Source organism: Terrabacter sp. 2RAF25 (assembly GCF_052115265.1).
Lineage (GTDB): Bacteria > Actinomycetota > Actinomycetes > Actinomycetales > Dermatophilaceae > Terrabacter.
Genome location: NZ_JBFRGJ010000002.1, coordinates 569,213 through 587,349 on the forward strand (window position 1 = coordinate 569,213; position 18,137 = coordinate 587,349).

The window sequence follows — 18,137 nt, forward strand, 5'->3', positions numbered from 1 at the left end:
TGCGGTTCCGCACGGTCAGCGGGACTCCTCGCGTGGAGTGAAGGCATCTGATGGCAATGCTGTTGCCATGCGATCGGCGAGCAGCAGCGCGACGCGCAGCTGCTCTGCGCTCGGGCGGACGACGTGCGTGGACGACACGACACGAAAGTGACCCATCAACCGTCCGTGCGCGCACACCGGCAGGGCTGTGAAGGAGTCGGTGGGTAGCGATGCTTTCCCGGCCGACAGGTTCCGGGCGCCGAGCCTGAGCCGACCGTCCAGAGTCACGACGGCGTCGTTCCACGCGGGGTGACCGGCGGCCCACTCCGCTCGGTCGGCTCCCAGGGCCTGCGAGATCGCCGTCCCGATCGTCCGCGACGTCTGTTCGACGGTCGCCGTCAGCGGGAGGTCCAGCAGCTCGGCGAGACCGTGCAGGTAACCCTCGCGCAGGTGCGCGGCGGCCTGTTGTCTGCGACCCCACGAGGCGATCTCCGTGACCGCCACCCCGACGGCGAGCAGGGCGAGAGCCAGCTCGACGTCGTCGCGGCTGTGGATGGACAACGAGTAGTACGGCGCGACGAGGAAGAAATCGAAGCTCGCGGCGGCAGACAGGGCGGACAGGACGCCGGCCAACCGGTCTCCGAATGCAGAAGCCGCCACGACGACAACCACGAGTGCCATCGCTGCGGTGCTCCCCTGGACGGCGTCGCGGGCCGTGGCGAGCAGGGCCGCCACCCCCACGGGCAGCAGCAAGCCCGCGTATCTCACCGGCGCTTCTCGCCACGCCCAACCGTTGCCGTTCATGACCCAAGCGCACACCCGAAGCCACCCCCGGCAGCGCGTGGCTGCGGCATCCTGACGCGTTCTTGACGGCATCCTGACGGCACCCTCGGTCCGAGCGAATCTTGACGCGATCTTGACGGCTCAGCCCGTCGCACGGGTCGGTGTGGTCCGCCAGCGGCTGGGAGGATGGTGGGTCGTGGCACACGATTCGGAGCGCTCACGAAACGGCATGGTCGCGCTGGCGCTCGGCGCACTGGGGGTCGTCTTCGGTGACATCGGCACCTCCCCCCTGTACGCCTTGCAGACGGTGTTCTCCATCGACCACAACACCGTCGCCGCCACGCCAGGCGACGTGTACGGCGTGATCTCGCTGGTGTTCTGGTCGATCACGGTGGTCGTCTCCGTCAAGTACGTCGCCTTCATCCTCCGCGCCGACAACGACGGCGAGGGCGGCGTCATGGCCCTGGCCGCCCTCGCGCGTCTGGCGGTGCGACCCGGGGGACGACGGTTCGGGCTGGTCATGCTGCTCGGGGTGCTGGGCGCGTCGCTCTTCTACGGCGACAGTGTCATCACCCCAGCCATCTCCGTCATGTCCGCCATCGAGGGGCTGTCGGTCTCGACACCGTCACTGGCTCACCTCGTCGTCCCCATCGGTGCGGTGATCATCACCGCCCTCTTCGCGGGACAACGGCTCGGCACCCAGCTCGTCGGCCGGTTCTTCGGCCCCGTCATGGCCCTCTGGTTCCTCGTCCTGGCAGCCATGGGGCTCAGCCAGGTGTTCCGTGACCCGGCGATCATCACCGGGCTGTCCCCGCACTACGGGCTGCTCTTCGTGATCGACCACCCGGTCGTCGCCTTCGTCGCCATGGGCGCGGTGGTGCTCTCGATCACCGGGGCCGAAGCGCTGTACGCCGACATGGGCCACTTCGGCCGGCAGCCGATCCGACGGGCCTGGTTCGTCGTCGTCTTCCCGGCCCTGACACTGAACTACCTCGGACAGGGGGCCCTGATCCTGCAGGAACCGGCCGCGGCCTCGAACCCGTTCTTCCGCCTCGCACCCGAGGCACTGAGGCTCCCGCTCGTGGTCCTCGCGACCTTGGCGACGGTCATCGCCTCGCAGGCCGTCATCTCGGGCGCCTACTCCGTCTCGCGTCAGGCCGAACGACTCGGCTACCTCCCGCGCCTGACCGTCAGGCACACCTCCACGCACGAGCGCGGGCAGATCTACGTACCGGCGATCAACTGGACCCTCTTCGTCGGGGTCATCCTGCTGCTGGTGACGTTCCAGTCCTCGGAAAAGCTCGCCACGGCATACGGGCTCGCGGTGACCGGGACGTTCCTGATCACCACGACGCTCTTCCTCATGTACGCCGAAGCACACTGGCGCTGGAACCGCTGGCAGCTGTTGCTGCTCGGGGTCCCCCTCGCGGGACTCGAGCTGACCTACTTCGCCGCCAACGTCACCAAGCTCTTCCACGGCGGCTGGCTGCCGGTGCTCATCGCACTCATCGTGGCCACCGTCATGCTGACCTGGCAGCGCGGCCGCACTCTCGTCACCGAGCGCCGGGCCTCGATGGAGGGACAGATCGAGCCGTTCATCGACTGGCTCCACCACGACCCCGTCGACAAGGTGCCCGGCACCGCCGTCTTCCTGCACCCCGACAAGCACTCGACACCTCTGGCACTGCGCGAGAACGCCACCTTCAACCACGTCATCCACGAGAACGTCCTCATCGTGAGCACCTCCTCGCTCAACGTCCCCTTCGTCACCGACGAGGACAGGGTGGTGCTCGACCACCTGGGCGACCCCTACGACGCCATCACCCACCTGACGCTGAACTTCGGTTTCCAGGAGGACCAGGACGTCCCACGCGCACTCGCCGTGGCGCGCGACCTCGAGATCATCGATGTCGACCCGGACACCGCCTACTACTTCCTGTCACGCATCACGGTCCAACGCGGCCCCGGTCGGGAGATGGGCACCTGGCGCAAGCGTCTCTTCGTCGGCCTGGCGCACAACGCCGCCTCCCCCACCGAGTACTTCCGGCTACCCGAAGACCGAACCGTCGCGATGGGCGCCGCCGTGGTCCTGTGACGCCGACGCCCGAAGAGCTCCAGTGCGCCGCGAAACACGACCGAAGTGCGTTGCATCGAGGGGATCCGTGGGGTGGGCGCACGAGGCGTCGTGGCATTCTCGTCGGCCTCCTGGTGATGGCCATCGGGCTGCTCTTGCTCTGTGGCCTATGGGTCGAAGGGGTCCACGCCGCAGCCATATCCCGACGGGCAGATCGTCCGGGGGACGGTCGTCGCCGTCCACCGCCACCCGTATGCGTCGAGATCATCGGCCAGGACATTCGTGGCGTGCACCGTCGAGGTCGAGTTCACCGTGGAACCGAGTCTGGCCGGACACCGGTCCTGCCGACAATCGTCTAACAGCCGCGAAGCGGGAGTGTCCTAGCTGTACTGACCCGACAGGTTGGTTAAGCGGGTGATGGGTGGCTTGTTCCCGCAGGCGGTGTGGGGTCGGTGGTGGTTGTACTCGTGTAGCCATGCTGGCAGAGCGGCTCGGCGTTCGTCTTCCGAGGTGTAGCAGCGGGCGTAGCCCCAGCCGTCGGCCAGGGTGCGGTGGAAGCGTTCGATCTTGCCGTTGGTCTGTGGACGGTAGGGCCGGGTGCGTGAGTGCTTGACCCCCAGCTCAGTGCAGGTCTCGCGCCACAGGTGGGAGCGGTACGCCGACCCGTTGTCGGACAGGACCCTCTCGACGGTGATCCCGCGGGTGGCGAACCAGGCAACCGCGCGGCGCAGGACCGCCGTCGCGGTCGCGGCGGTCTCATCGTCGTGGACCTCAGCGTAGGCGACGCGGGAGTGGTCGTCGATGGCGGTGTGCACGAACGCGTGGCCCATCTTCGGGTTGTGGTGCGCGTTCTTCGGTTTGCCCGAGGTCGATCTGCGGTTGTGGCGCCCCTGGACCCGTCCGACGTAGCGCCAGCCGCCGCCGTCGGGGATGTTGCCGAGCTTCTTGACGTCCACGTGCAGCAAGTCGCCCGGGTGCTCGTGCTCGTAGCGGCGCACCGGCTCGCCGGTGGCACGGTCGACGTGGCGGAGCCGGTTCAGGCGGCACCGGGACAGCACCCGGTGCGCGGTCGAGGGTGCGACGCCGGTCAGGGAGGCCAGCTGGACCGGGCCCAGGCGCTTGCGCAGCCGCAACGCCACGATCCGCTTGGTGGTCGCCGGGCTGGTCTTGGCCGGCATCGACCGCGGCCGGCTGGACCGGTCGGTCATCGCCTCGCCGGCGGCGTACCGGTCGGCCCACCGTTTGACCGTGGGCCAGGCGCACTGGAACCGGGCTGCGACCTCCACGATCGGGACGTGCTGGTCGACGACGAGCCTGGCCACTCGGAGCCGGGCGCGTGGGGTCAGGGCAGCGTTAGCGTGGGACACGAGGGCCTCCTGTTTGGCGAAGTGAACCTTGAGCAGTTCCACTCCACCGCGGGAGGCCCTCCCATGTCAGCAGCTCACAGCGATGAGTCGCAGTCCCTCAACCAACGTGTCGGGTCAGTACACCTAGCGCCGCCAGTCGACATTCCTGACGCTGGCAGGTGCGCGGTGGCGGCGATGGCCGCGCCCTCGTGAGCCCCGCGGGCGGATGATGGTGGCGTGGTGTCGGACTCGCTTCCGCTTATCAAGCCGATCGCGCAAGGTGATCGCGCCTGGGTGGCGGAGACGCTGGTGCAGGAGTGGACGTCGACGTCCGTGGCGAGGCTCGGGGAGCTCGTCGAAGCTGCCGGGCTACCGGGCTACCTGGCCACGCTTGATGATCGGCGCGTCGGATTGGTCCTGGTCGACGTCAAGGAACGCGCGTACGAGGTCGTCGCCATCAGCACCACCGAGCCGCGCCGTGGCATTGGGCGGGCGCTGATGGGGCGCTGTGTTGCTGAGGCGCGAGCAAGGGGGTGCCGCCGAGTCTGGCTCGTGACCACGAACAACAACCTCGCCGCCATCGGCTTCTATCAGCGTCTGGGCCTGGATCTGTGCGCCCTCCACCGGCATGCTGTTCATGCGTCGAGGAAGCTCAAGCCGACGATCCCGGTCCGTGACACCGCGGGAGTGCGGATCGACCACGAACTGGAGTTCGAGCTCCTCCTCGAGGCCTGACCTCGCTCCTCGCACGTCGCGGCGACAAGAGTGCTCGGGGACGACTGCGTATCCGTCGCCAGCAGACCTCGTTGGTGGGTCGATATCGCCCACGTCGGGCCGGAACTGCGGACCGTATCGGTCCTGGGCTGACGGCGGGCAAACCACTGCGGCGCCTCAGTAGCCCGTGCCCCCGCCACCCCCACCGGCGCCACCACCGCCGTAGACGATCACGAGAACGACCACCACGACAGCGACTGCAACAAGTCCTGCGATCATCCATCGCCTGGTCTGCACCCTGGCCACCCCTCTCCCGTCAGGCGCCAACCTGTCAGGGTCGGCCTCACACATGACGACGCGCCGCGCCGATGCCCGGTTCGGACGAAGGACGTCACATCGTCGCTGAAGAGCGAGAAACCTTGTGGATCCGAGCCCGTCGGCTCTTACGACTGGGGGCGACTATTCGGCGTGGGGCGCAGCGCATGCGCGGAGTGGTGGCGGCGTCGTCGGCGCGCTGTCCAGCGGGCTACCTCGCTAGCAGCTGCCGCCGCAGCGACGGTCAGGGTCAGTGCTGTCAGGGCGAGGTCTCCCTTGTTGTGGTCCTGTAGGCGCATACCCGCAACGTGCCCGTCTGTGGCCTGCTGTAAACGAGGCGCGTGGGCCGCATAGAACATGGGAAGTCTGACGCGATCCATTGAGTCAGCGATGGTCGTGCCAGGTGCGTCTTACCGCCGCCTGCAGACCGGTCCAAGCCCTGTCCCGGGGGCCTACGCCCGTCCCCGTGCTCCGCACGCTCGAGGCCCCTGGTGCGAGGCCGGAGCGGCAGCGACGGTGTACGTTGCGATGACACTCTCGAGGAGCCAACGTGCCCGACTTCGTCCCAGCGGAACCAATCGCCCCGAAGACGACGCCCGGGGTAGTCGACTGGGGTGCGGGCGAGTACGAGCGCTCGGCGCCCGCGCTGGTGCCAGCCGCGAAGGCGCTGGTCGAAGCTGCCCACCTCGTGCCGGGTGAGCGCGTGCTCGACCTGGGCTGCGGGACTGGAACCGTGGCACTGATGGCGGCCCGCGCGGGTGCCGTCACGGTTGCGGTGGACCCGGCCGCTCGCCTCCTCGAGGTCGCCCGCACCCAGGCCATGGCCGAGGGGTTGGACATCAAGCTCCTGCCGGGGGAGGCCGCATCGCTGCCGCTGCCCGACGGTGCGCTCGACGCCGTGCTGTCGAACTTCGCCGTGATCTTCTGCCCCGACCCTCGTGCCGCGGCACAGGAGATGGTCCGGGTGCTGGCGCCCGACGGACGCATCTGCTTCACGGCGTGGCTCCCAGGCGGAGCGGTGGGCCAGATGAACCAGGCAGCAGGCGAGATGGTCCGCGCGGCGTTGGGCGCCCCAGCGCCGCCGCCACCCTTCGCCTGGCACGACGCCGCGGCTCTGGCCACGCTCTTCGCGGCCCACGACATGACCGTCACCACCGAACCGCACGAGCTCGCCTTCACAGCGGCGTCGCCAGAGGCCTTCATGGAGAGCTCCAGTACGCACCCGATGGCGGTGACCGGTGTCGGGGTGCTCCGACGATTTGGCCAAGGCGAGGAGGCCCGCGCCCGGATGCTTGCGATCCTGGAGGAGGGCAACGAATCCGCTGACGCCTTCGTGAGCACAGGTCGCTTTGTCGTGGTCACCGCGGTGCGCGGCTGAGCCTCCCGCCATTCAGGCCGCGAATGTCTCTCGTCGGGGCTCGACTCGCGGTTGACCGGCTCGCCGGGGCCGGGGTCAGCTTCAACCGCTACTACGGCATGGTCCAGGACGACCGCGGCATCTGGACGGCACCCGACGGAGGTCCTCGAGGTGGCGCGACGAATCTCGCGAGTCACGGTGAGGATGTGAGTGGCCGTGTCGACAGAATGTGAGGTGGTGGAGCCGCACCTCGCTGACGCTCAGGAACTGGCCTCGGTCCACGTTCAGGCGTGGCGGGAAGCCTACCGAGAGCTGCTCCCAGAGCGTTTCTACGATGACGCAGCGCGCGAGCGTCGGCAGGCGATGTGGTCGAGTCGGCTGTCGCAGGAGGACGCCCGGGAGCGGGTCCGTGTCGCCCGGCGCGCGGGCCGAATCGTGGGGTTTGTCGCGCACGGTCCGGCCGCCGACCACCAAGGACACCCGCCGGTGCGCGATGAGCAGCTGTACGCGCTCTACGTGCTGTCCGACCACTACGGCCACGGTGTCGGTCAGGCTCTCCTGGACCAGGCTCTCGGCGTGCGGCCTGCACAACTGTGGGTGGCGAGGGACAACGCGCGGGCTCGACGGTTCTACGAGAAGAACGGATTCACCGCTGACGGGACCGAGCAGGCCGATCCAGATCTCGACGGGCTGGTCGAGATTCGTATGGTGCGATAGGCCGACGCCTCACGACCGCGAGGTCCGACAGCCCGCACCGGCGCACGATGGTTGCGTCCTCGCGCCGCGACATCGGCACCTTGCCCCTTCGAGCTGTTTCATACGACAAGTAGGCAGCGGGCAGCGTCTCTCCACCGCGCCTGCCGCGCACGGGCTCCGTTCAGGCAGCAGGAAGTGCGTGAGCGAGCTTGCGGTGGATCTCGGCCACGGCGTCGGCGGCGAGCGCCCCGTCGGCCTCCAGCTGGGGGTAGAGCCGACGAGGCCACAAGGCCAGTACGTCTCGGGTGGTGAAGGCGCCACCGATGAGGGGCCAGTCTGCTTCGACGAAGCAGAGCACCCCGTGCACGGGGACCTCGGTGCCGAGCAGCCCGCGTACGACATCGACCTGCTTGAGCACTCCGTCGACGAGCTTGGTGCAGTCGCGTGACCCCACGAGCAGTCGTTCTTCGCGGGGCCGGAAGAGGCCCCCTTCGATTTTGAGGTGGGGGCGGCCACGGTACTTCTTGGCGTCGATGACGTAGACGCCGCCGGCGGTCACGGCGATGTGGTCGATGTTCGCCCTGCTCCTCGGGATCCGCCGGTCATGCAACAGGCGGACGGTGTCCGACGCCAGCGCGTCGAGGCCGTTGCCGAGGCGTTCTTCCCCACGTGCGCCGACGTCCCAGGCAGTCGTGGACTGTCGCTCGTCGGAGAGCGCAAGGATGAGATCGCCCAGCTTCGGGTGCTTGGCCCGGACGCGTTCTTCACGCTTTGCCTTGCGCCGCTCGAACTCACGCCGCGCCGACGCTCCCGGCGTACCGGGCTCGACGACGTCGCCGGCGGAGGGCCCTGGCACGTCTACAACGGCGGGCTCAACCGGAGCGCTGGTGTCATGGTCGAGACACCGAACCGTCCTCGTCGTCCGCTCGTAGATCGCCGGAGTCTTGGCAGGCAGCTGCGCCTCGCAGACCCGACAGATGCCGGCGTAGCGCAGGCGCATGCGCTTTTCGTCGGCTCCCCCGTCCACGGGGTCACAGTACGTAAACGCCTTCCAGGAGGTTGAGGAAACGGCGCAAAACGCTGCCTCTCAAGGCCGCGGGGCGACCCCGTCGAGCGGACCGTTGCCACCGGACGTGCTCGCGATGACGGTGAACGCGTGGCGCGTCAGCGTCCGAACGCCCATGCCACCATGCGCGGGAGCTCCTGGCGCCAGAAGGCGTCGCCATGTGATCCGACCCGCTGGGTGTCTACGACGTCCGCACCTGCTTCGCGGAACGCTGTTGCCCAGCGGGAGGCGTTCTCGTGGAAGAACGGCTCCTGGGTCCCGGCGACGAAGTACGCCCTCGGCAGCGGCTTCGGCATCGTCACCGGGGGTTGGAAGCCCGCTCCCGGAGAGGCGCAGAAGACCGCACCGTAGATGTCTGGATGCCGTAGTCCCAGGGCGAGCGCCAGCTCGCCGCTCGCGGAGACGCCGTACACCGCCGTGCGCGCGGCGGGCATCGCCAGCCCGAACCGCGAGTGGACCCATGCGCGGACATCCTCGACGAAGAACGTCTCATGCGCCGCGAACCGGTCCGGGTCGAAGCCGGGGGAGTATTCGTGCAGGCGCAGCGTCTCATCGGCCGAGCGGTGCACTCCGACGACCAACGTGGGAGGTACGTCGGCCGCCTCGAGTTCCGCGCCCCACTGTGAGAGCAGCTGGCCGTCGCCGGCGTAGACAACCGCCTCGGGGGGATCCACCGGGACGTACACCGTGACCTGCCGACCGCGGTCGTAGTCGAACCTCTCGCTGACGAACTCGCCGGCAGTGGCTGGCATCGGCACCGTGTCCTCTCGTCAACGATCATGATCCACCGCACCCCGCGGCACGCGCAGGCCTGGCCCTCGGGTGCCCGCTGGGGTCAACGTCGTCGGGCGATGGTGAGGCCGTCGAAGGCCGTCAGGACCACGGTCTCGACCCGCTCGTCTGAGGCGACCAGGTCGTTGAAGGCGCGCAACGCGGTGGTGTTCGCATCGGTGGCCTCAGGATCCGCGATGCGGCCGCTCCACAACACGTTGTCGGCGAGCAGGAGGCCCCCTGACCGAACCCGCGGCACGAGCTCGGCCCAGTAGGCGGCATACCCTGGCTTGTCGGCATCGATGAAGACCAGGTCGATGTCTGCCGTGTCGGGGAGGGCTCTCACGGTGTCCAGCGCGGGGGTGATGCGCAGGTCGATCCGGTCGGCCAGTCCCGCTGCGGCCCAGGCGCGCTGGCCGATCTCGGTCCACTCCGGGCTGATGTCGCAGCACAGCAGCGAACCTCCCTCGGCCAGCCCTCGGGCGATGCACAGGCTCGAGTAGCCGGTGAACGTCCCGACCTCGACGGCCCGTCGCGCACCGACCAGCCGGGTCAGCATCGTGAGCAGCTGCCCCTGGTCGTCACCGACCTGCATGCCCGCCGGGTCGCCGAGCCCGGCTGTCTCCTCCTGGAGCCGACGGACCACGGGGTCGGGCCGCCACGTCCCGTGGGCGACGGCGTAGGAGCGGATCTCGTCCGTGACGGCGAAGCTGCGCATCCTTGGACGGTACGCCGACCCGCAGGACAGGCGTATGCCGTTCACCCGGCTGACGAGGAGCCGCGCGTCACCGAGGCACTGGGCGACGGGCCGCCGGAGGGACACTCGGTGATGGCGTCGGTCAGCGACGGGCGGACCTCCAGTGGGTAGGCGACTGCCCGTGCTCGCGCTTGAAGGCCCGGCTGAAGGCCTCCTCCGACTGGTAGCCGACTCGGCGCGCGATGTCGTAGACGGTGAGATCGGTGGTCCCCAGGTGTGTCTCGGCGACGTGCATCCTCCACTGGGTCAGATAGCGGATCGGAGGCCTGCCCAGCACGAGGCGGAACCGTTCGTCGAGGACCGACCTCGACACCGCCGCGCGCGTCGCGAGCTCGCCGACGCTCCACCGGTGCTCGGGGTTGGCGTGGATGAGCGCCAGCGCGGGTGCCAGCACCGGGTCGCGCAGCGCGACGAGCCATCCGCGGTCGCCCGACGGCTCCGCCGACAGGTGCACTCGCAGCACCTCGATGAGGACGAGCTCGGGCAGGCGGGTGGAGAGCACCACCGAGCTGTGGTTCGAGGGGGTGGTCGCCTCGAGCGCGTACGCGATGCTCGCCTGCACCCACGTCGACGCGGGCCCCGCCGGCAGCCGGACGACGAACACGGGCGGCAGCGCGTTCATCGAGGGGTCGAACAACGGATGCTCCGAATGGAGGTAGCCACACACGACGTCGGTCCGCTCGCCGCCGCCACCCTGGCGCACGACGGGGATGTCCTGCCAGGGCGGAGGTCCGGGCAGCTCGAGCCGGCTCGGCACGTCGACCGGGGTGCGGCCGCCGAGCACGTAGCGGCCGCCGTACGGCATCACGATCACATCGCCCTCGGTCGCCCAGTGCCGGACCCCGTCCTCGACCGAGACCCAACAGGTGCCGGAGACGACGATGTGGAACAGGATCATGCGGTCGGAACGCGGGGTCAGCGCCGCAGCGAAGCTCAGCGGCGCGGACTCGAACGCGAACTCATCGGTGAACTCCGCCCGGAAGAAGATCGCCCCTTGCAGGCGCAGCTGCTCCAGGGTCGAGTTCACCACCAGGGCCGGCACGCCCCCGTCGGCAGCCGCCACGTCGCCCACCCCTTCGAAGGTTCGGGGTTTCTGCTATCCGCAGCGGTCGCCCGGTCATGGGCTGCACCAGCGCCTGGACGCAGACTCGGTGGATCCACTATTCCATCGAAGCAAGGACTGTCATGACTGCTTTTCCGCCCCTGGGCCACGTCGCGCTCACCGTGCGCGACCTGAGCGTGAGCGCCCCCTGGTACGCGGCCCTGTTCGGCGTCGACCCCGTGATCGACGAGGACACCGACCCGAACTTCCACCACACCGTCTGGGTGGTCGGCACCCAGACGATGATCGGGCTGCACCAGCACGCGACCTCCGCGCCGGTCGAGACCTTCAGTGAGTATCGCGTCGGGCTCGACCACGCCTCCTTTGCCGTCACGAGCCGCGACGAGCTAGAGAAGTGGGCTGCTCGCCTCGACGAGCTCGACATCGCGCATGGCGACATCAAGGACGCTCACTACGGGTCCGGGCTCGCGTTCCGCGATCCCGACGGGATCGCTCTCGAGTTCTTCGCGCCGCCCGCCTGACCCCGTTGGTCTCGGCACCTCGCCCTCACCAGACGTTGACCGCGCGCGAGCCGCCGGAGGATCGTTGAGCTCTCGAGGGCGAAAGGCGTGGTCATGAGCATTCGGGATCGGGTCGGGCGCCTGACCGGCAGGGCCAGCGGCGAGGGGAGCAGCCGGAAGTCGGCGAACTCACCGGACTCCTCCGGCGAGCAGGCGCGCGAGCTCGCGCTCTACACGTACCTGCTCCGGGTGGCCCCACCGGAGGTCGTGGAGCAGGTCCACCGAGAGGCGTTTGCGGCGCTGCCGCTGGAGCAGCGGGAACGGCTTCTCCTGCGCCTGCGCCACGACCTGCCCGAAGCCGTGCGGCCGGCGAGCAGCGAGCCCGCTGAGCTGGCCCGCACGGCGGTTGCCGCACACCACGACGATCACGGCTACCTGGTCCGACTGTTGCGCCGGCCCGGCCAGGGCGTCAGCGAGGGCCACACAGTGCCCACGCAATCGACTGCCGCCGGCGGCCTGCTCTTCGCCGGATCTGTGCTCGAGCCGGTCGCGGCGACGGCGGTGAGGTCGGCCGCCGCAACCGGCTCGCTCGTCGGGTTCGGCAACTCACCCGAGGCAGCCCAGCTGGAGGCCTCGATCTTCGTCCGTTCGCCGGGTGCCTTGGGGCACAGTGCGTGGGAAGCGGGAGCCGGCGGCGTCGCCGGAGACAGCGGCGGCGCCGGCTGAGTGCAGGTTCCGGCCACCTCCTGGTGGCTCCGGCGGTGAACGGAACCGACTGTCAGGACGACGCGCCGAGTCGGTGTCGCACCACCCTGCGGCGCACAGTGGGCGACGCCTCGACCTCGTAGCCGGCGGCGAGGAAGACCTGGAGCAGCCCGACGGACGCCTCGTCCCAGATCACGGGCTTCCCCGGCGGCGGCTCGGTGGGGTAGCCCTCGAGGACGTGAGCGCCGACCTGCGTGCCGTATTCGACTGTGGCAGCGGCAAGCTCGTACATCAGGCCCTGTCGACGGTAGCCCTTGCGCACCACGAAGCAGGTGACCGACCAGACGCCCTCGAGGTCGGGCTCCATCCGCATCCACGACTTCTGCCGGGCCCAGATCCTCGGGTAGTTCTCGCGGGGCTCGACCGCGACCCAGCCGGCGGGCTCGCCGTCGACGTAGCCGATGAGGCCGGACGTGGGACCGCTCGTGCCGCAGCCGACCTGTTCCAGGAGCGCGGCGTCGCGCTGCTCCTGGGTCGTGTCGCGCCAGATCCAGCCCGGCACCTTGAGCGCCTGACAGCGGCACTTGCAGGCGCCACCGGCCTCGAAGACGGCCTCGACGTCCTCACTCGTCGCGTCGTTGGCCGGTCGCCAGCTGAACTCGGGCACACCGCGAGACTAGGTGCGTTCGTCCTGCCGCACCAGGAATCGGAGGCGAGGACCCCTGTTGCGCTGAGCCCGTCCCGCCTCAACGGCCGCCGAGCTGCAGACCGAAGGCGCCGGCCATCGAGGGAGCGGTGGCCGCCTCACCGAGCGGCGCCGCTCCGAGCACCTCGCTGTAGAGGCGTGCGAGCGAGTAGTGGGTGAGCGGCGTCGTAACCACGGCGCCGTGCACGGACGGGTGGGCGACAGCGGTCAGGACGAGGTTGTCCTGCTGGCGGTCATCCTCGTCGGCGGTGACCACGACCGCGAGACGTCCAGCGCGCCAGTCGGGGCCTGACATCACCGCCTCGATCTCGGTGCGGAGCCAACGGTCCGCGACCGCGAGGTCGCAGTCGTGGGCGTCGTTGCAGAGGTCGGGGACCACCATCCCGGCCTCGGGCAGCCGGCCGCCGGCGGCGTCCGCGCTCAGCTCACTGGCCGGCACGTCGTACTGGGCGCAGGCGGAGCGCTCGCTCAGGTAGTACACCCAGGGGTTGTGCTTGACGGCATACGCCCCCGAGTCCTTCGTGGCGCAGGTGGCGGGCATGCCCTCGGCGTACACCTTCGCCGTCTTGTGCAGTGACAGCGCCTGGCCGAACACGGACGGCTGGTCGGTCGTGTGGCTCGAGGGCGGGGCATCGTCAGTGACACCGAACGTGCTGCCGCCTGTCATCGCCAGGTAGTTGGGCAGCGAGGGATGAGTCACCGCCCGGTAGCTCGTCGCGACGGCGAACTCCGTGCCGAGGGCCGCCGTGTAGGGCATGTCCGCACGCATCTGGTCCAGCGAGTGGTTCTCGACGACGAACACGAGCAGCTTGGTCACCGTGGCCGGCTGCACCGTGGCGAAGGTGACCGGCGCCGAGGGCTCGCCCGCCCCACAGCCGCAGAGCACCGTCAGTGCGGCGGCGACCACCAACCCGACCACCTTGTTCGACACATGTCCTCCACGGTGTGAAGCGGCCTGCCCGGAGAGTACCTCTGGGCGATAGCGCCGGGCTGGGAAGCGGAACGCGGGCCCGATCCCGTCGAGCGGCGGCGATGCCCTGCCTGCACCCGTCGATTGCGCGCCGCTCGAGTGCCGGGTTCCATGGTGGGTATGCGCGTTCGGCTCGTCCGCAGCCCGCGGTGGGCTGCCGCGGCAACGTGCTTCGTGGTGTTCTGCGTCGGTTGCCTCGCGGGCTGCGATGCAGGTCGCGCGGCGAGCGACCCTGCCACCGTGAGCCTCCCGACGATCGGACCGCTCGACACGACGGTGCGCGTGCTGCAGATGAACCTCTGCAACAGCGGGCGCGCCGACTGCTACACCGGCGGGCGTGCCGTCACCAAGGCTGTCGCACTGGTGCACGAGCACCAGCCCGACATGGTCAGCATCAACGAGGTATGCCGTGACGACGTACGCGTTCTCGAGCAGGCCATGTCGTCCACCCTCCCCGCGGCAGAGGTCGTCTCGGCGTTCACCCCCGCACAGGACCGTCCGACCCGGGCACCGGTCCGCTGCCAGAACGGGCAGGACTTCGGCGACGGCGTGCTGGTCGCGGTCTCGCCCCCGGCGGTCGGCTCCCGCACCTACAGCGGCGTCTACCCGGTCCAGGACTCCGACGACCCGGAGGGACGCGTCTGGGTCTGCATCGCACTGGCCACACGGTTCACGGCCTGCACCACCCATGCCACCAGCGGCGACGCGGCTTCCGCGCTCGACCAGTGCCGCTACCTGCTGGACTCGGTGCTCCCGACGATCAGCCCCGGCAAGCAGAAGAGAGCCAGCCCGAGCATCCTCGGCGCAGACCTCAACCTCCCGGCTCGCGGCTCACCCGACGCCGGGGCGTGCCTGCCGAGCGGCTACCAGCGCGCCGACGACGGTGGCCTTCAGGACGTGGTCGTGAGCCCGGGCGTGGGGCTGCGGTCGCGCTCGGTCATCGACATGGAGGGCACCACCGACCACCCCGGCCTGCTGGTCGACGTCGTGCTCACCCGCCCCTGAGGGCGGGTGGACGCCGTCGGGCCGGGACACCGTCGGGCCTGGACACCGTCGGGCAGCGAGCAGCGGCCCGCCGCTGTCGGCGGCGCTTCAGTGCTCGCGGCGCAGGATCGAGTCGCGCAGCCTGCGGTCGCGGGCCAACCGCGCGAGGTCGCGGCGGTAGCGCTCGGCGGCGACGGCCGACAGGACGGTCTCGGGGTGGTGTCCCGGCGGGGGTGGCGGTGCCACGCGGGTGAGGACGCGGCCGAGCAGCTGCCGGCCGTGTGCGTCACGAGCTGCAGGCGCGAAGGTGGCGGCGCGCGGGAGGAACTGGCGCAGCGCGGTGGCGAGCCCCGGGTCGAGCGGCGCGATGTCGGCGTGCATGGCCCAGGCCTGCAGCTCGGCCGGCATGTGCGGTGGTGGAGGGAGGGTGAGGCGGCTTCGCTCGGACACGACGTACGTGCCTGCGGCCTGGTCGCCCAGCCGTTTGACGTGTCCGCTGGAGAGGGCGGCGATGACGGCGACCACCCCGGTGGCCAGGTAGATCTCGGGCCAACCGACGAGCGCGCGGGTCAGGGTGTGCCGGAAGGACACCGGGCCGCCGTCGTCGCGGACGACCCGCAGGCCCATGACGAGCTTGCCGAGGGTGCGCCCACGCGTCAGGGCCTCGGTGGTGGCGGGCACCCCGACGAGGACGCCCACCACGACGACGATGAGCGCCGTCGTGACAACGGCGTCCGAGGACCGCTCGGTCAGCGTGAGCGCGAGCACGGCCAGGCCCCAGCAGGCGAGGCCGTTGACGACGAGGTCGATGGCGCCCGCCACGATCCGCGACCCGAGGTTCGCGACCGGCAGCTCGAGCGCGACGCCCTCACCGGTCACCGACTCCTGCGCCGCATACCCCCGGTAGGGCGCGGGCGCGCTGCGCGCGTTCGCCGTCACGTGAGGCAGGTTAACCCCGCGCAGAGCCGGCCGTGGGCCCGATGCGAACATGACGCGTACGGCTGGCGGCAGACACCGCCCCCGCGGTCCGCCCGCGGTTAGGGTGACGCCGTGAACGTCGACGCGCTCGTGACCGCGCACCACGAGCAGTGGGAGCGGCTCGACGCGCTCACCAAGCAGCGACGCCTCTCCGGCGCCGAGGCTGACGAGCTGCTCGACCTCTACGAGCGGGTCTCGACGCACTTGTCGCAGGTGCGCTCGACGGCGCCCGACCCGGCGCTCGTGCGGCACCTGTCGACCCTGCTGACCCGGGCACGCCTCTCGCTGAGCGGCCGCCACGCGTCGACGTGGTCGGGCCTGATCACCTTCTTCACGACGACCTTCCCCGCCGGGCTGTACGACCTGCGGCGCTGGTGGGTCTCGACGATGCTGGCCAGCGTCGTGCTCGCCGTCCTCGTCACGGCCTGGACGCTCAAGCACCCCGAGCTCTACACCACGCAGATGTCGGCCGAGCAGATCCGCGCCTACATCGACACCGACTTCGCCGGGTACTACACGGAGTTCGCCCACCACGAGTTCGCGACGCAGGTGTGGGTCAACAACGCGTGGGTGGCAGCGCAGTGCATCGCCCTCGGAGCGCTCGGCCTTCCCGTGCTCTTCGTCCTGTGGCAGAACGTCCTCAACCTCGGCGTCGCCGCGGCCCTCATGATCAGCCACGACCGCACCGCGCTCTTCCTCGGGCTGATCATGCCGCACGGGATGCTCGAGCTGACCGCGATCTTCGTCGCCGGCGGGGCCGGGCTGCGGCTCTTCTGGTCCTGGGTCGACCCGGGGGCGATGTCGCGCTCCGCGTCGTTCGCCCGCACCGGCAGGCAGGTCGTCGGCATCTCGCTCGGACTCGGCGTCGTGCTGCTCGTCAGCGGGGTCATCGAGGGCTTCGTCACACCGTCCGGCCTGCCGACGGCGGCGCGGATCGCCATCGGCCTCGTGGCCTGGTGCACCTTTCTCGCGTACGTCTTCGCCGTCGGTCGGCGCGCCCACCGCGCCGGCGCCACCGGCGACGTCGCCGGCCACCTGGTGGGCGACGCTGCGCCCGTGGCCGGCTGAGAGATCAGAGCAGGCCCTCGCTCTTGAGCCGGAGGTAGTGGTCGGCCAGCCGAGGCGGGAGCGTGTCGGCGTCAGCGTCGATGACGTCCACGCCGACGCGTTCGAGGGCCTCCGCGATGCGTCGGCGCTGGGCAGTCGTGCGCTCCGCAGCAGCTGCGGCGTACGCGTCCTGCGCCGTGTCGCGCGCGACGCGCAGCGCCGTGACGGCCGGGTCGGAGACGCTGGCGACGACGACCCGGTGCCGGCGGACGAGCGTGGGCAGCACCGGGAGCAGGCCCTCCTCGACGGCTGCGGGCTCGAGCGGGGTGAGCAGCACGACGAGGGCGCGGTGGTGGCCGCGGCCGATGAGACCGGACACGAGCGCGGTCCAGTCGGCCTCGACGAGCGCGGCGTCGACCGGCGCGAGGGCCGAGACGACGTCGGCGAGCAGGGTGCCCTGGTCGGGCCGGCCGCCGACGCGGACCCGGACCACCTGGTCGCCGGCGACGACGTCGACGCGGTCGTGGGCCCGGCTCGCGAGCGCCGTCAGCAGCAGCGCGGCATCCATGGCGGCGTCGAGGCGCGGCTCGTCGCCGACGCGGCCCGCACTCGTGCGGGAGGTGTCGATGACGATGACGACGTGGCGGTGCTGCTCGGGCTGCCAGGTGCGCACGACGACCGAACGGCGGCGGGCCGTGGCGCGCCAGTCGATCGACCGGACGTCGTCGCCCTCGACGTAGTCGCGCAGCGAGTCGAACTCCGTGCCCTGGCCGCGGCGGCGCACCGCCGACCGGCCGTCGATCTCACGCAGGCGAGAGAGCCGGCTCGGCAGGTGGCGTCGCGACGGGAAGGCATGAAGCACCCGCACGGTCCCGGGCACCGCGGTCGAGCGTTGGCGTCCGGCGAGACCGAACGGCCCGAGGGAGCGCACGGTGACGCGGTCGGCGAGCCGGTCGCCCCGTCGCGTCGGGCGCAGCTGGGTGCGCACGCGTACGCGCTCACCACCGGGGACCCGCAGCGAGTGTCGGTCGGGCGAGGGACCGGCGGAGGGGGGCCACGCGTCGCGCAGCCGCCCACGGACGGTGCGCCGTCCGGGGTTCGTGACGAGCACGTCGGTGCTGACGGATTCGCCGAGGCGCACCTGCGTGGCCCCGGTGCGCTCCAGGCGGAGGCGCCGCGGTGAAGGTGCGAGCGCGACGTCGATCGCGGCCAGCACTGCCACGGCCAGGACCCACAGCGCCACGGTGCCCGTCGTGGGCCACCACACGAGCAGGACCGCGCCGACGAGCAGCGCCCACGTGGTGCGCGTCGTCACGGTCACCTGCG

At 70.4% G+C, this 18,137-nt stretch carries 18 protein-coding genes; 8 read left to right on the forward strand and 10 right to left on the reverse strand.

The features are described 5' to 3' along the window. Positions 1-15 precede the first annotated feature (15 nt). Positions 16-747, reverse strand: coding sequence for a DUF4118 domain-containing protein (locus AB4091_RS05895; protein ID WP_442290798.1), 732 nt, complete (start codon positions 745-747; stop codon positions 16-18). A gap of 211 nt (positions 748-958) precedes the next feature. Between AB4091_RS05895 and AB4091_RS05900 the strand changes: the two genes are divergently transcribed. After that, positions 959-2,857 (forward strand): potassium transporter Kup, encoded by a 1,899-nt coding sequence (locus AB4091_RS05900; protein ID WP_442290799.1) that lies wholly within the window; start codon positions 959-961, stop codon positions 2,855-2,857. A 359-nt stretch (positions 2,858-3,216) separates the two neighbouring features. On the opposite strand, the gene AB4091_RS05905 is transcribed toward AB4091_RS05900, so the two are convergent. Continuing rightward, the gene (locus AB4091_RS05905) at positions 3,217-4,203 is read right to left on the reverse strand and encodes an IS481 family transposase (protein WP_442290800.1); all 987 of its coding nucleotides are present in this window, start codon (positions 4,201-4,203) and stop codon (positions 3,217-3,219) included. 216 nt (positions 4,204-4,419) lie between these two features. On the opposite strand from AB4091_RS05905, the gene AB4091_RS05910 reads away from it, so the two are divergent. The 3 genes from AB4091_RS05910 (at position 4,420) to AB4091_RS05920 (ending at position 7,285) form a co-directional block, all read left to right on the forward strand. Continuing rightward, a complete protein-coding gene (locus AB4091_RS05910) occupies positions 4,420-4,917 on the forward strand; it encodes a GNAT family N-acetyltransferase (protein WP_442290801.1) in 498 nt (165 codons plus the stop codon). 844 nt (positions 4,918-5,761) lie between these two features. Beyond that, positions 5,762-6,589, forward strand: a complete 828-nt coding sequence (locus AB4091_RS05915; protein WP_442290802.1) for a class I SAM-dependent methyltransferase — start codon at positions 5,762-5,764, stop codon at positions 6,587-6,589. Between the two features lie 216 nt (positions 6,590-6,805). Further along, positions 6,806-7,285, forward strand: a complete 480-nt coding sequence (locus AB4091_RS05920; RefSeq protein WP_442290803.1) for a GNAT family N-acetyltransferase — start codon at positions 6,806-6,808, stop codon at positions 7,283-7,285. Between the two features lie 160 nt (positions 7,286-7,445). Here AB4091_RS05920 and AB4091_RS05925 read toward each other — a convergent pair whose 3' ends face one another. From AB4091_RS05925 to AB4091_RS05940, 4 genes are all read right to left on the reverse strand, one after another. After that, positions 7,446-8,291: a nuclease-related domain-containing protein gene (locus AB4091_RS05925; RefSeq protein WP_442290804.1), complete on the reverse strand. Its 846-nt coding sequence runs from the start codon at positions 8,289-8,291 to the stop codon at positions 7,446-7,448. A 137-nt stretch (positions 8,292-8,428) separates the two neighbouring features. Next, positions 8,429-9,082: an alpha/beta hydrolase gene (locus AB4091_RS05930; protein ID WP_442290805.1), complete on the reverse strand. Its 654-nt coding sequence runs from the start codon at positions 9,080-9,082 to the stop codon at positions 8,429-8,431. Between the two features lie 83 nt (positions 9,083-9,165). Further along, positions 9,166-9,819 carry an O-methyltransferase gene (locus AB4091_RS05935; RefSeq protein ID WP_442290806.1) on the reverse strand — a complete coding sequence of 218 codons (654 nt, stop codon included), beginning with the start codon at positions 9,817-9,819 and terminating at the stop codon, positions 9,166-9,168. A 121-nt stretch (positions 9,820-9,940) separates the two neighbouring features. Continuing rightward, positions 9,941-10,921 (reverse strand): cupin domain-containing protein, encoded by a 981-nt coding sequence (locus AB4091_RS05940; RefSeq protein WP_442290807.1) that lies wholly within the window; start codon positions 10,919-10,921, stop codon positions 9,941-9,943. 122 nt (positions 10,922-11,043) lie between these two features. Between AB4091_RS05940 and AB4091_RS05945 the strand changes: the two genes are divergently transcribed. Both AB4091_RS05945 and AB4091_RS05950 read left to right on the forward strand, forming a co-directional pair. Continuing rightward, complete coding sequence (locus tag AB4091_RS05945) at positions 11,044-11,442, forward strand: VOC family protein (RefSeq protein WP_442290808.1); 399 nt, start codon at positions 11,044-11,046, stop codon at positions 11,440-11,442. 93 nt (positions 11,443-11,535) lie between these two features. After that, the gene (locus AB4091_RS05950; RefSeq protein ID WP_442290809.1) at positions 11,536-12,147 is read left to right on the forward strand and encodes a hypothetical protein; all 612 of its coding nucleotides are present in this window, start codon (positions 11,536-11,538) and stop codon (positions 12,145-12,147) included. Positions 12,148-12,199: 52 nt separating this feature from the next. Here AB4091_RS05950 and AB4091_RS05955 read toward each other — a convergent pair whose 3' ends face one another. Both AB4091_RS05955 and AB4091_RS05960 read right to left on the reverse strand, forming a co-directional pair. Then, the gene (locus AB4091_RS05955) at positions 12,200-12,793 is read right to left on the reverse strand and encodes a GNAT family N-acetyltransferase (protein ID WP_442290810.1); all 594 of its coding nucleotides are present in this window, start codon (positions 12,791-12,793) and stop codon (positions 12,200-12,202) included. Between the two features lie 79 nt (positions 12,794-12,872). Continuing rightward, on the reverse strand, positions 12,873-13,763 hold the full coding sequence (locus tag AB4091_RS05960) for an alkaline phosphatase family protein (RefSeq protein WP_442290811.1): 891 nt from the start codon (positions 13,761-13,763) through the stop codon (positions 12,873-12,875). Between the two features lie 279 nt (positions 13,764-14,042). Here AB4091_RS05960 and AB4091_RS05965 point away from each other — a divergent pair, with 279 nt between their 5' ends. Continuing rightward, complete coding sequence (locus AB4091_RS05965) at positions 14,043-14,807, forward strand: hypothetical protein (RefSeq protein ID WP_442290812.1); 765 nt, start codon at positions 14,043-14,045, stop codon at positions 14,805-14,807. Positions 14,808-14,894: 87 nt separating this feature from the next. On the opposite strand, the gene AB4091_RS05970 is transcribed toward AB4091_RS05965, so the two are convergent. After that, the gene (locus tag AB4091_RS05970; RefSeq protein WP_442290813.1) at positions 14,895-15,725 is read right to left on the reverse strand and encodes an RDD family protein; all 831 of its coding nucleotides are present in this window, start codon (positions 15,723-15,725) and stop codon (positions 14,895-14,897) included. A gap of 111 nt (positions 15,726-15,836) precedes the next feature. Here AB4091_RS05970 and AB4091_RS05975 point away from each other — a divergent pair, with 111 nt between their 5' ends. After that, positions 15,837-16,832, forward strand: coding sequence for a stage II sporulation protein M (locus AB4091_RS05975; protein WP_442290814.1), 996 nt, complete (start codon positions 15,837-15,839; stop codon positions 16,830-16,832). 4 nt (positions 16,833-16,836) lie between these two features. On the opposite strand, the gene AB4091_RS05980 is transcribed toward AB4091_RS05975, so the two are convergent. Beyond that, positions 16,837-18,132, reverse strand: coding sequence for a DUF58 domain-containing protein (locus tag AB4091_RS05980; protein WP_442290815.1), 1,296 nt, complete (start codon positions 18,130-18,132; stop codon positions 16,837-16,839). Positions 18,133-18,137: the final 5 nt, after the last annotated feature.